This window comes from Lysobacter capsici (assembly GCF_014779555.2).
GTDB lineage: Bacteria > Pseudomonadota > Gammaproteobacteria > Xanthomonadales > Xanthomonadaceae > Lysobacter > Lysobacter capsici.
Genome location: NZ_CP094357.1, coordinates 401,991 through 415,196, shown reverse-complemented (window position 1 = coordinate 415,196; position 13,206 = coordinate 401,991). Strand labels below are relative to the sequence as shown.

Annotated in this window: 10 protein-coding genes; 5 read left to right on the top strand and 5 right to left on the bottom strand. The window is 67.4% G+C overall.

The features are described from left to right. Nucleotides 1-69: 69 nt before the first annotated feature. Nucleotides 70-1,038 (top strand): LysR family transcriptional regulator, encoded by a 969-nt coding sequence (locus IEQ11_RS01675; RefSeq protein WP_425494657.1) that lies wholly within the window; start codon nt 70-72, stop codon nt 1,036-1,038. A gap of 309 nt (nt 1,039-1,347) precedes the next feature. Here the strand turns inward: IEQ11_RS01675 and IEQ11_RS01670 are convergent, their stop codons facing one another. After that, a complete protein-coding gene (locus IEQ11_RS01670) occupies nt 1,348-4,005 on the bottom strand; it encodes a collagenase (protein WP_228465036.1) in 2,658 nt (885 codons plus the stop codon). A 743-nt stretch (nt 4,006-4,748) separates the two neighbouring features. Here IEQ11_RS01670 and IEQ11_RS01665 point away from each other — a divergent pair. Beyond that, complete coding sequence (locus tag IEQ11_RS01665; RefSeq protein WP_191823709.1) at nt 4,749-5,453, top strand: GntR family transcriptional regulator; 705 nt, start codon at nt 4,749-4,751, stop codon at nt 5,451-5,453. Between the two features lie 238 nt (nt 5,454-5,691). Here IEQ11_RS01665 and IEQ11_RS01660 read toward each other — a convergent pair whose 3' ends face one another. The 3 genes from IEQ11_RS01660 to arfB are packed head-to-tail and all read right to left on the bottom strand — an operon-like array spanning nt 5,692 to nt 7,233. Then, complete coding sequence (locus tag IEQ11_RS01660) at nt 5,692-6,138, bottom strand: hypothetical protein (protein ID WP_191823710.1); 447 nt, start codon at nt 6,136-6,138, stop codon at nt 5,692-5,694. Between the two features lie 35 nt (nt 6,139-6,173). Continuing rightward, nucleotides 6,174-6,806, bottom strand: coding sequence for a 1-acyl-sn-glycerol-3-phosphate acyltransferase (locus IEQ11_RS01655; RefSeq protein WP_036107702.1), 633 nt, complete (start codon nt 6,804-6,806; stop codon nt 6,174-6,176). 13 nt (nt 6,807-6,819) lie between these two features. After that, nucleotides 6,820-7,233 carry an alternative ribosome rescue aminoacyl-tRNA hydrolase ArfB gene (arfB, locus tag IEQ11_RS01650; protein WP_057920462.1) on the bottom strand — a complete coding sequence of 138 codons (414 nt, stop codon included), beginning with the start codon at nt 7,231-7,233 and terminating at the stop codon, nt 6,820-6,822. A 145-nt stretch (nt 7,234-7,378) separates the two neighbouring features. On the opposite strand from arfB, the gene IEQ11_RS01645 reads away from it, so the two are divergent. Together IEQ11_RS01645 and IEQ11_RS01640 are read left to right on the top strand one after the other, a co-directional pair. Next, on the top strand, nt 7,379-7,990 hold the full coding sequence (locus tag IEQ11_RS01645; RefSeq protein WP_191823711.1) for a hypothetical protein: 612 nt from the start codon (nt 7,379-7,381) through the stop codon (nt 7,988-7,990). Between the two features lie 769 nt (nt 7,991-8,759). Beyond that, nucleotides 8,760-9,356, top strand: coding sequence for a DUF2059 domain-containing protein (locus IEQ11_RS01640; RefSeq protein ID WP_191823712.1), 597 nt, complete (start codon nt 8,760-8,762; stop codon nt 9,354-9,356). Nucleotides 9,357-9,359: 3 nt separating this feature from the next. On the opposite strand, the gene IEQ11_RS01635 is transcribed toward IEQ11_RS01640, so the two are convergent. Further along, nucleotides 9,360-10,124: a pseudouridine synthase gene (locus IEQ11_RS01635; RefSeq protein ID WP_228465037.1), complete on the bottom strand. Its 765-nt coding sequence runs from the start codon at nt 10,122-10,124 to the stop codon at nt 9,360-9,362. Between the two features lie 135 nt (nt 10,125-10,259). On the opposite strand from IEQ11_RS01635, the gene IEQ11_RS01630 reads away from it, so the two are divergent. Continuing rightward, nucleotides 10,260-13,046, top strand: a complete 2,787-nt coding sequence (locus IEQ11_RS01630) for a M16 family metallopeptidase (RefSeq protein ID WP_191823714.1) — start codon at nt 10,260-10,262, stop codon at nt 13,044-13,046. Nucleotides 13,047-13,206 lie beyond the last annotated feature (160 nt).

The following is a 13,206-nucleotide window of genomic DNA, read 5'->3' as shown; positions in this document are numbered from 1 at the left end:
GCCGTCTTGTATTTGACAATCAAGTTTTTTCAATGCATATCATTTGTAAAACTTATATATGGCTTTCACGTGACATCCACGCGTGTGCTAAGTCCCCGATTTGCCTACAAAGGCGACCGCCTGAAGCCACTGCGGGCGTTCTGCCAGACCGCCCGATTAGGCTCTGTCTCACGTGCGGCTGAGGCGCTATACCTGAGCCAGCCGGCGGTAACCCTTCAGCTTCAGGCCCTGGAGCGCGAAATGGGGGTGCGTCTGCTCGAGCGCAGTGGCCGCCGTCTGAGCCTCACCCGCGAGGGCCAGGAGCTGTACGAACTGGCCCGGCCGCTGGTTGAGGGCCTGGACGGGCTGGACGGGGCCTTCCGCGAACGCATCCGCGGCCTGGACGCGGGCGACCTCAACGTCGCCGCCGGCAGCTCGACCATCCTGTACCTGCTTCCCAAGATCGTCGAAGCCTTCCGCGCGGCCCATCCCGAGGTCCGGCTGACCCTGCACAACGTCACCGGCGCCAGCGGCCTGGACCTGCTGCGCTCGGACGGGGTGGACCTGGCGGTCGGGTCGATGCTGGATGTGCCCGGCGACCTGAGCTACGCGCCGGTGTATCGGTTCGAGCCGATGCTGATCACGCCGAAGGATCACCCGCTGGCGAAGCTCGAGAAGCTGAGCCTGCAGGATCTCAGTCCGTTCGGCCTGATCCTGCCGCCGCAGCGGCTTACCACGTATCGCATGGTCGACCTGGTGTTCCAGCAGAACCGGGTGCCGTACACGGTCGCGCTGGAAGTCGGCGGTTGGGAGGTGATCAAGCAGTACGTGGCGATGGGGCTGGGGATCAGCATCGTCACCGCGATCTGCCTGACCGACGCCGACCACGCGCGGCTGTCGGCGCGTTCGCTGGCCGACTACTTCCCCTCGCGCAGTTACGGCGTGGTGGTGCGCAAGGGCAAGTACCTGTCGCCGCAGGCGCGCGCGTTCACCGAATTGATCCAGCCGGATCTGTTCGTGCGTGGGGATTATTACGCGACCGGGCAATCCGATCGTTGATCGTTCCTTCCGTAGCTACCTGTAGGAGCGGCGCGAGCCGCGACCACGACACCACGGCTACGGCGCCTGTATCGCAGTGGCGTCGTTTTCATCCGTGGTGTCGGTTTTACTGAAGTGACGTCGTATCTGCGATTTCGCGGTCGCGGCTCGCGCCGCTCCTACAGGTAGATAACGAATCTTCGGTGCGGTGCGAAAGCCCCTCTCCCGCTTGTGGGGTGAGGGGCCGTGCTTGCGAGCCACCGGCTCGCGCGGCACCGAACGCCCGAACGCCATGCGTTCGGGCTGGGGCGGGGTTGGGGTGAGGGCCGATCAGTACCGCGCCGTCACCCGCACGCCGCTGAACGCACTCGCGCCATACAAGCTCACGTACACATACCCGGCCTGCGGCTGCGAGATCGTCACCGACTCGCCGTTGCCGGCATTGGTCGAACGGTACTGGTACGACTCACGCGTCGCCCAGTTGCGCGTGCTCGCGTACATGTCGGCATTGCCGCTGCCGCCGCTGCTGGCGAAACTCAGCTGGCTGGTGCCGGCCGGCAGGTACAGATAGAAGTAAGCGTAGTTGCCCGCGCTCGCCGCGACATTGCTGCGCGCGCAGTTCTTGCCGAGCACCCGCACATCGTTGCCCACGCATTCGGGCAGGCCCGGCGCGCTGACCGCGACGGTCTTGCTGAGGCTGTGGCTGGCGCCGCGATCGTCGGTGACGGTCAACTGCACGGTGTAGCTGCCGGCGTTGGCGTAGGTCTTGCTCGGGTTGGTGGCGGTGGACGTGCTGCCATCGCCGAAGGTCCAGTTGCGCGAAACGATGTGGCCGTCGGCGTCGCTGGAGCTGTCGCTGAAGTTCACCGTCAGGCCGCTGGTCGCGAAACCGAAGCCCGCGACCGGCGGTTGATTCGGCGTGGTACCGCAATTCGGCGAATCGGGCTGCGCCACGCAAGGCAACCAAGCGCGGAACGCCGCGTCGTTGCTGCTGCCCAGGCTGCCCATGTAAGTGGCATAGCCGGCGTAGTTGCCGGGACGGAAGTAAGCCAGGATTGCGCTCACCTGATCGTGGCGCTGCTCGAACATGAAGCGCACCGCCAGATAGCCCCAGCGATACACCAGGGTCTGGCCGCTGTTGTAATCGTTCTGGTAGACCTTGCTGAGCGCATAAGTCGCGCGCGCGGCTTCGTCGCGCGCGCCTTCGTTGACCACGCCGCGGTAGCTGTAGGACAGATACTCGGCGAAACCTTCGATCCACCACACCGTCTTCTGCGCGATCGCGTCCTCGAAATCGCCCCACATGTTGAAGCGGCCGTCGAGGTAGTGGACGTACTCGTGGGTGAGGTTCCAGATCTCGAAGGTCTGCGGACGCAGCCACTCGGCTTCATAGGCGATGAAACGCGCCTGGTTGCCGGGCAACGACGGATCGCCTTCCAGGTACATGCCGCCGTTGTTGGTGTCGATGCCGTAGATCGCGCCGGCGTAGATGCCGTAGTCGTCGCTGCTGTCGAACACGGTCATTTCCAGGCTGGCGTTGCCGTCGCCATTGACCGGCGCGCCGCCGGTGGCGAGCGCATTGTGGAAATAGGTTTCCTGCCCGGCCACGGTGGCGCAGGTCGAGGCCAGTTCCGCCACGCTCATCGATTGCGCGCGCAGCCGCAGGGTCGGACTGCAGGTGTGGCGGATCGGCAAGGCCGCCGCCTCGACCCGGGCGACGAAACCGCACAGGCCGTAGTAGGCGCAATTGGCTTGATCGTAGTAATCGACCATTTCGCCGACGCCGACCCACAGCCGCGCGGTCGGGCCGGTCACCGCCGAGCGATCGATCAGCGCTTTCACCCGCGCTCGCGTCAGCGTCTTCAAGGCGCCGTCGTATTGCAGGAAACGGCCGAGCTCGCGACCGGCGTTGGCGACCAGGTAGGCGTTGTCGCCGCCGAGCAGGCCGAAGTTGCGATCGGCGAACCCGTACAAGGTCTCGACGATGGAACTGTCGGTCTGCACCAGCGCGCGGAATGCCGCGTCCTGGTGGCCGCGGAAGGTGATCGTGTAGGCGTTGTTGACCGCCACCTTCATCCAGTAGAACGCGTTGTAGCTGGCGTTGTAGCCGTCGAGCAGACGCTTGACCACGGACAGATAACGCGCGTTCTCGCCCGAGCTGTCGATCAAGGTGACGAACTCGGCCAGCACTTCGCCATGCACGTCGTTGACCAGGCCGAAGCGGGCGTTGCCGGCGAATGCATCGAGCGCCGGACGGATCGCGTTGCGCAGCGGGGTGCCATAGGCGCCGACGCTGCTGTCGTAGTACTGCACGTAGTAACCGGCGCGCAGGAACAGCACCAGTTGCAGGGTGCTGTCGGCATTGGTGCCGTCGTAGCCGCGCGCGGAGGTGGCGAAAGCATCGGCGATGCTGACCATCTGCGCTTCGCGGAACGTGGCGTAAGCATTAGGCCCGCTGACGTTGAACAGCTGGTTGACGCAATCGGCGCTGGCGGCCTTGACCGCGCCGACCAGCGCGGTGCCGCTGAGCGCGCCGAAGGCGTTGGGGTCGCACGCCGCTGCTTTCGCGCGCGCCGAGGTGTGCGCGAACGACGGTCGGCGCAGCAGATCGCGGCGCGATTGCGCGCCGTCGTAGGCGCTGTCGTCGCGATCGACCAGGGACGGTTGCTGCGGCGCTCGACGCGACGGTGCGCGCGCGCGATCCTGCCGATGTTCGCCGAACAATTGGCGTTCGGTGGCCGGTTGTCGCGGCAGGCCGGTGATGGCGGTGGCGCGCGATTGCGCCATCGGTGCTTGCGAGTTCACGGCAGCGACCAGGCTGCGCGAATCCGCGCTCGACGGCGCTTGCGCCGTCGGCGCGGCGACACGCGCCTGCACCGATTCGAGCATGGACGCCCACGGCAAGGCATAACTGAAACAGCTCACGACGCTGACGGCCAGGCCAAGCATGAGGGCTTGGCGCGTCCGCGGTTTGGGTGCGAAGGACATCGACGATCTCCTTGAAGAAAAAGACGACGCGCAGGCGGCGCCCGCGCGGATGCGCGGCGTGGCGGCCCGGGGTCGCGGTGACGGATGACGGGTGGTGCGACGGCAGGTGGTGCGGATGCTGCGCAGTGCGGTCGGACGGTTGGATGGCGAGCGGCTCTCCGGCGTCGGAACGGGCGCGTGCGGCGTGCGGCGCGGGAACGCGCAGCCGGCATGGCGATGCAGGGCATCGGGGTCCGGTTCCGCGATCGGTGGCACACGACCCATTGCGTCGGTCCCGGGCAGGCGCCGGCCCGGCCGTCCAGCGGCCGCGCGTGCGTATCCCGGTAACGGCGACTGCCCCCTCAGGCATGGGTCGCCCGACTGCCGCGGCCTTCCCCCTGCGTGTCATACGGCGGACACGGAAAGCTGCATATCGGTATAACGTATACGTTATATGCCTTATTCGCGCCGCTTCCGTGACCCGTGTCGTGGCTTGATGTGCCAGTACGGAACCGCGGCGGCATGCCGACGAACGGTCGGCACACCGGCCGGCGGCAAGCGCCGGGCGCCGTGGCCGTTCGTGACGATGGGGCTGGGCTCGATCGGCCGCCGCCCGCTGCAACCCGATTCGAGCCCGCTTGCCCAAGGCACAAGCCGGACGCCGCGGCAGCCCGATCAAGGCATGTGCGCCGTGTCCGGAATTACCTGCCTGCGTGCCCTGCAACCGCATTCGCGAGCGCGCGAGGGTTGGTTAGACTGAACGTATGAGCATCGTCCCCCGTTCGTTGTCCGACCAAGCCTTCGAAGTGGTCCGCGAACGGATTCTGTCGACCCAGATTCCGCCGCTGGCGCCGATCCGCCAGGAGCTGCTGGCCGAGGAACTGGGCATCAGCAAGATCCCGCTGCGCGAGGCGCTGGGCCGGCTCGAACAGCAGGGCCTGCTGTCCTCGCACCCCAATCGCGGCTTTTTCGTGCCGGCGCTGACCTCGACCGAGGCCGAGGAAGTGTTCGCGCTGCGGCTGAAGATCGAACCCGAGGCCGCCGCCGACGCCAGCCTGTGCGCCGACGAAGGCGAACGCGCGGCCGCGCGCGCGGCGCTGACCGCGCTGGAAAACGCCGGCACCGCCGACGCCCACGCCACGGTCCGTTTCAACCGCAGTTTCCACCTCGCGCTGGTGCGGCCGGGCGGCAAGCACATCACCGCGCAACTGGTCGAACGCCTTCAGGTGCTGGCCGAACGCTACGTGCGCAAGCATCTGGAGCCGGCCGGGCGCGAAGCGCGCGCGGCCAGCGAACACCACGTGATCCTCGAGGCCTGGCTCGCGCGCGACGCGGCGCTGGTGAGCCGGCTGTTGTCCGAACACATCCTCACCACCCTGCACGACCTGCGCGAGCAACTGGAAAACAGCGAGCCGGACGACCCGCCAGCGCTCACGCGACGTCGATCGCGGCGGCGGGTTGCCGAGTAAGTCGCCGAACGATCGCAAAAAGTCGGCTTCCAGCAGGCGCGCGAACAAGATCGGCGCGCGGCGTCGGCGCCCGATCGCCAGACCATTGCGGCCGCTGTTATTGCAGACAGATCCGCGGCCAGGCTCTTCCGATTCCCGATTCCCAGACATTCTCACGCCTGCCGCGCCAGACCCTCGCACGGGTCAACGCAAGGCACGCAACAGCGGAACGACTACGCCGAGCCGGCCCTGTCGGAGATCAGTTCGCCCAGCGGTTGTTCCTGGTATGCAGGTAGACGAAAACATTCTCGCTTTTGTCTCTCGCCACCCCCAGGCGTCCGCCTTTGAACTGATCGAGTTCGAACTCGATATGGCGCTTGAGCCACTGGCGGTAGCGATCTTCCCGCTTGCCGACGCTGCGATAGAACTCGTCGGCCGTTTCATGCCGGCCGTCTATGTCGTCCACGGTTATGAAACTCGAAACCAGCACACCGTGCTCGAACCGCAACTGCAAATTAACCGTGCCCTCCGCCGACGCCACTCGGGCCACGGCAAACTGGGTGGGCGCGCGCTCGCCCAGAATCGAGCATGGGGTTTGTTCGCCGATCACGAAGCAATCGGGCAACTGCGCCAGGCTTGTTTCACCGCCGATTGAAAAACCGGCCGCCCGGATGTCGCCATCCACGCTTATCGCAAGTGATTTCATGGCTGCGTCCAGTGGCGGCCTGAGCGGCCGGCCGCTCAAGCCGTCCCGTGATGCTTGCCCTGCCAGGGCTTGTACCAATCGCGGATGCGGCGCATGTCGGCGTCCATGTCCTCGCCGAGGTGGAACATCTCGCCGATGCCGATGATCTTGTCGGGGTAGTGGAAATACGCCGGCACCACCGGCACGTCGGCGGCCTTGGCGATCTTCCAGAACCCGGCCTTCCAGCGTTCCACCGCCTTGCGCGTGCCCTCCGGCGCAATCCCCAGCCAGAAACGCTCGGCGCCGCGGATCATCGCCACGGCCTGCTCGATCACCCCGTGCGCGGCGTTGCGGTTGATCGGGATCACCCCGAGCCGGCGCAGCAGCAGGCCCAGCAGCGGCACCCGGAACAGCGATTCCTTGGCGATGATCTTCACGTCCAGGCCCATCGCGGCCTTGGCCGCGAAGCCCCACACGCCGTCCCAGTTGGACGAATGCGGCGCGCCGATCAGCACCGCGCGCGGGATGTCGGGAAACGCGCCGACCATGCGCCAGCCGCCCAGGCGCAGGATGCTGCGGCCGATCCAGCGGGTCAGGCGGTTGCGCCGCACCTGCGGCACCTTCGGCGGCAACGGCAGCACGACGGACAGCTGGTCGTCGTTCGAATCGGTGTTTCGATCGCTAGACATGCACGCTCCGTCGTCAGTCCCAATCGCGTTGCGCGCGGTTGCGCTTGGTCGCGCCGCGCTCTTTCTTGGCCCCGATCCGGCGCTCCTTGGCGGCGCGGCTGGGTTTGGTGGCGATGCGCGGCTTGGGCACGTGCAGCCCGCTTTCGACGAACGCGGCCAGGCGCACGCGCGCGTCCTCGCGGTTGCGCTCCTGGGTGCGAAAGCGCTGCGCGCTGATCACCAGCACGCCCTCCAGGGTCACCCGCCGGTCGCGCTTGGTCAGCAGACGTTCGCGCACGGCCTCGGGCAGCGAGGGCGACTGCGCGATATCGAAGCGCAGTTCCACCGCCGTGGCAACCTTGTTGACGTTCTGCCCGCCCGGGCCGGTCGAACGCACGAAGCGCTCTACCAACTCCTGCTCGGGAATGGTGATTTCCGGTTCCGCCATGCTCTCCTCCGAGACCGATTGTAGACCGGCGCGCGTTCACGTCCATGACGCGGCCTTGACCGGGCCCGGCGTTTGCGACCCGCGTCGTTGACGCGACCGGCCCCGGGGGCGACCATGCCTGGACCGGTCCATGGAGGAACCCCGCATGCTGCGTCCATCCCGCCCGCTTCTCGCGTCCCTGTTCGCCGCTTGCCTGCTGGCCGTGCCGGCGCTGGCCTGCGCGCAGAACGGCTACGACCCCGCGCGCGTGCAGTCGATCAGCGACCCGCGCTTCCAGAACCAGATCATGCAGTCCAGCCAGGCCGTCGCCGAGGCGCTGGTCGGCCGGCGCGCGAATTCGACCGATCAGGAAATCCTGCGCAAGTTCGCCGGCCAGCAGAGCAGCTTCCTGCGGACCTTGGAGAACGCCGCGCGGGCGATGCCGCAGAACGGCAACGGCTACGACAACCGCTACGACAGCGGCAACGGCTACGACGGCCGCGGCATGAGCTCGGCCGACCTGCAGGCGATCGCCGAGCTGTCGCGCACGCCCGAAGGCCGGCGCGTGCTCGAGCAGCTGACCAATCAGCGCTACAACAACGCCAACTCGGGTTACGACTCGGGCTACAACGGTTACCAGCAGGGCGGGTATCCGCAGAACAACCAGCAAAAGCCCGCGCAGGTGCTGCGCGATGCGCTGCTGCAGGATCTGACCAACGCCGCGACCAATGCGGCGTATGGCCAGCCGGTGTATCGCGGTAACGGCGTGCATCCCTGAGCTGAGCGGGTTGCAGCGAAGCGGATGGCCCGCTCCACACGGGCCATAACGCCCCGAAGCTGATTCCTTCTCCCGCCTGCGGGAGAAGGTGCCCGAAGGGCGGATGAGGGCGCTCGCAATCTAAGTGACGACGGCAGATGTCGGCCCGCGTGCCCTCACCCCGGCCCTCTCCCGTAAACGGGAGAGGGAGCGGATCGGCGCGGTGCACCGCCCGCGCCGTCCGCAACGGCGTGCATCCCTGAGTCGAGCCGTCGTATCGGAGCGCACGGCTAGCTCCACTCATGCCATAAGGCCACCAGGCCGAGTCCTTCTCCCGCGCAGCGGGAGAAGGTGCCCGAAGGGCGGATGAGGGCGCTCGCGATCTGAGTTTCGACGGCGGATGTCAGCCCGCGTGCCCTCACCCCGGCCCTCTCCCGTACACGGGAGAGGGAGCAGATCGGCGCGGTGTACCGCCCGCGCCGTCCGCAACGGCGTGCAACTCTGAGCCGAGCCGTCGCATCGGAGCGCACGGCTAGCTCCACTCATGCCAAAAGGCCACCACGCCGAGTCCTTCTCCCGCCTGCGGGAGAAGGTGCCCGCAGGGCGGATGAGGGCGCTCGCGATCTGAGTTTCGACGGCAGATGTCAGCCCGCTTGCCCTCACCCCGGCCCTCTCCCGTAGACGGGAGAGGGAGCAGATCGGCGCTACGTACCTCCCGCGCCATCCACAGCGAATTGACGACATGCGCCCGCGCGCCCGACCATGCGGCTCCACGCAAGGAGCACCCCGCATGAAATCCCTCTACCGTCTGCCCGCCATCGCGCTGTCGATCAGCGCCCTGTCGCTCGCCCTGCTCGCCGCGCCGGCCCATGCCGCGCCGCCGAGCGACGCCCAGGTCGACCAGCTCATGCAGACGATGAATTACGAGCGCATGAAGCGCGAGATCGTCCAGCAGATGAACGCGTCCACCCAGGGCATGGCCGAGGCGATGGCCGGCACCAAGCTCAGCCCGGCCCAGCGCCAGTCGCTGCAGCGCTCGATGGACAAGATGATGGCCCGCGCCGACCAGCTGCTGGCCTGGGAGAACGTCGCGCCGATCTACCGCAAGGTCTACCGCGACACCTTCCAGGCCAACGAAGTGCAGGCCATGATCGATTTCTACGGCACGCCCGAAGGCCGCAGCATCCTGGAGAAGATGCCCAAGGCGATGGGCCAGACCATGCAGGAAATGCAGCCGTTGATGAAGAAGATGTTCGAACAGATCCAGCAGGACCTGCAGAAGGACATCCGCCAGATCACCGACGAAGCCCCGCCCGCGCCGCCGGCACCGCCGGTCCCGGTCTCGGTTCCGGAACCGCCGCCGGTGATCGTCAACCAGGGCCAGTAAGGCTCACGCCGCCGCAGGCGGTTCGAACAAGGCCAGCGCCTTGGCGAACTGCGCATCCACCGGCGCGACCACCTGCATCCGCTCGCCGCTGCGCGGATGCAGGAACGCCAGCCGCTGCGCGTGCAGCAGCATGCGGTGGATGCCCATCATGCGAAAACTGCGGTTGTGGCGACCGTCGCCGTGGCTGGTGTCGCCGATCAGGTGATGCGACAGATGCTTGAGATGGCGACGGATCTGGCGGAACCGCCCGGTCAGCGGCTGCGCGCGCAGCAAGGCGTAACGCGAGGTCTCGAACCCCGACGACGGCAGCGCCAGCTCGGTCCGGCCGAGCACCGCGAACCGGGTCTGCGCCGGCTTCTTCAGCGGCTTGCCCGGGCCGCCGTCGAGATCGTGATCGACCTCGAACACGTCCTGCGCCGGCCAGCCGCGGCACACCGCGAGGTAATCCTTCTCGACCTCGCGCGACATCAGCACCTTGCCCAGGTCCGAGGCGGTCTGCCGATCGAACGCCAGCAGCAGGCAACCGCTGGTGGCGCGGTCGAGCCGGTGGACCAGGAAGATCGGCCGGCCGAACTGGGCGCGCAGGCGGTCGGCGGCGAAGTCGGTTTCGCCACGCGCCAGCGCGCTGTCGTGAACCATCAGCCCCGCCGGCTTGTCGATAACCGCCAGAACCTCGTCGATGTACAGCACCGGCAGTTCGGCCGGGACGGCGACGGATTCGTCGCCGCTGTCGAAGGCGCCGTCGGCCGGAGTCAGTTCGTGGTTCATGCGGCCGTGGGTCCGAAACGAAGGATCGACGGTCATTTTCGTCTATTTGCCGCATCCGCACCCACACTCGCCGCGCTGCTACCTTGGTCGCTTCGCGTTTCATCGTTCACCGCCGCCCGCAACTCAGGACCCTTCATGCCCTCACGCCGATCCTCCGCCCTCGCCTCGCTCAGCCTCGCCGTGGCGATCGCGCTGGGCAGCGCCCACGCCGCCGCCTCGCCGCCGCCCGCCGGCGTCAGCGCCGGGCCCTGCGTCGAAGGCATCTGCGAATACCGGCTCGGCAACGGCCTGCGCGTGCTGCTGTTCCCCGACGCGACCCAGCCCACGGTGACCGTCAACCTGATCTACAACGTCGGCTCGCTGCAGGAGAACTACGGCGAAACCGGCATGGCCCATCTGCTCGAACACATGCTGTTCAAGGGCACGCCGAGCCATCGCGAAATCCCGGCCGAGATGAAGAAGCGCGGCATCAACTACAACGCGCAGACCTCGCAGGACCGCACCAACTACTTCGCCTCGTTCCCGGCCAACGACGCCACCCTGGACTGGCTGCTGGCGCTGGAAGCCGACCGCATGGTCCATTCCGACATCGCCCGCAAGGACCTCGACAGCGAGATGACGGTGGTCCGCAACGAGATGGAAAGCGGCGAAAACAGCCCGGTGTCGGCGCTGATCGAACGCGTGCGTTCGACCGCCTACCTGTGGCATCACTACGGCAACGACACCATCGGCGCGCGCAGCGACGTCGAGCAGGTGCCGATCGAACGCCTGCAGGCCTATTACCGCGCCTGGTACCGGCCCGACAACGCGACCTTGGTGCTGGCCGGACGGATCGATCCGGACAAGACCCTGGCCGCGGTCGCGCAACGCTTCGGCCCGCTGGCCAAGCCCGCCGAGCCGATGCGCGCGTTCTACACCCGCGAACCCGCGCAGGACGGCGAACGCGAAGTCACCGTGCGCCGGGTCGGCGACGTGCGCGTGCTGATGAGCGCGTACCACATCCCCGCCGGCACCCATCCCGACGCCGCGCCGCTCGGCGTGCTCGACGACATCCTCGGCCACGTTCCCGGCGGCCGCCTGCACAAGGCGCTGGTCGAAACCGGCCTGGCCGCGAGCATCGGCGCCGGCAGCGAACAACGCCGCGATCCGGGCCTGATGACCGCGTTGGCCGCGCTGCCGAAGGACGCCGACACCGCCAAGGCCGAGCAGGTGCTGATCGATCAACTCGAACAGATCCAGCGCCAGCCGATCACCGCCGAGGAAGTCGCCAGCGCCAAGCAGCGCATCGCCAACGGCTTCGAACTGGCCTACACCAATGTCTCCGGCGTGGCGATGGGCCTGTCGGATGCGGTCGCCGCGGGCGACTGGCGTTTGTACTTCCACTACCGCGACGCGCTGGAGAAAGTCACCGCCGACGACGTCAACCGGGTCGCGCGCACCTATCTGCAATCGAGCAACCGCACCTTCGGCCGCTTCGAACCCACCCAGGCGCCCAAGCGCGTCGACATCGCGCCCGCGCCGAGCGCAGCCAGCTTGTTGCAGGGCTACACCGGCAAGGCCGCGTTGCAGGCCGGCGAACACTTCGACCCGACTCCGGCCAATATCGACGCGCGCACCCAGACCTTCACCATTGATACCGGCGCCGGCAGCGGCCTGAAGATCGCGCTGCTGCCGAAGAAGACCCGCGGCGGCACGGTCAATGTCGCGGCCTCGTTCAATTTCGCCAACGCCGACGCGCTGACCGGCCATGATGTCGCCGGCAATGTCGCCGGCGCGCTGCTGATGCGCGGCAGCAAGGGCCTGAGCCGCGAACAGATCGACGCGCGCTTCGACACGCTGAAAACCGCCGCGCGCATCGGCGGCGGCCTGCAATCGGCGCGCATCGACCTGAGCACCCGGCGCGAGCAACTCGCCGACGCGCTCGCGCTGGCCGCGCAGGTGCTGCGCACGCCGAGCTTTCCGGACAAGGAATTCGAGCAGTACCGCCTGCAGGCGATCACCGGCCTGGAGGCCTCGCGCCAGGAACCGGGCAGCATCGCCGGCATCGCGATGAGCAAGCATTTCGATCCGTGGCCGGTCGGCCATCCGCTGCATGCATTGGATCTGGACGAATCACTGGCCGCGATCAAGGCGCTCAAGATCGAGGACGTGCGCGCCTTCCATCGCGATTTCTACGGCACGGCCGAAGGCCAGATCAGCGTGGTCGGCGATTTCGATCCGGTCGCGGTCAAGCAGCAGTTGCAGCAGTTGTTCGCCGACTGGCGCGCGCCCAAGCCGTACGCGCCGATCGCGACCCACTACACCGCGGTGGCGCCGCAACAGCAACGCTTCGAAACCCCGGACAAGGCCAACGGCGTGCTGCTGGCGCGCGCGAACATTTCGCTCAAGGACACCGACGCGGATTTTCCCGCGCTGATCGCGGCCAATTACATCCTCGGCGGCGGCTCGATCAAATCGCGGCTGGCCGATCGCATCCGTCAGAAGGACGGCCTGAGCTACGGCGTGGGCAGCGACCTCGACGCCGACAGCAGCCGCGACGGCCGCGACGATGCCGGCAGCTGGTCGGTGGAAGCGATCGCCGCGCCGCAGAACCTGGGCAAGGTCGAGGCCGCGATGCGCGAGGAACTCGCGCGGCTGATCAAGGACGGCGTCGCCGCCGACGAATTGCGCGACGCGGTGTCGGGCCTGCTGACCCAGCGCGAACAGGCGCGCGCGTCCGACCCGGCGATCGCCGGCGGCCTGGTCAGCAACCTGTTCTACGGCCGCACCATGCAGTTCTCGGCCGACCTGGACGCGAAGTTCAAGGCCTTGACGGTGGAGTCGGTGAACGCGGCGATCCGCAAACACCTCAAGCCCGATCAGCTGAGCGTTTACATGGCCGGCGACTTCGCCGCGGCGGCGAAAAAGTCCGGCGTGAACTGACTCGCCGCAGTCGCGCAACCCCCCACCGTCACTAATCCCACCTGACGGATTCCCCCCTTTTGTAAAAGGGGGGCCAGGGGGGATTCGCTTTTGCCTTTGCCCTTCACCGCAAGCAGGAGCAAAAGCAAATCCCCCACGTCCGCTACGCGGCCGTTCGCCC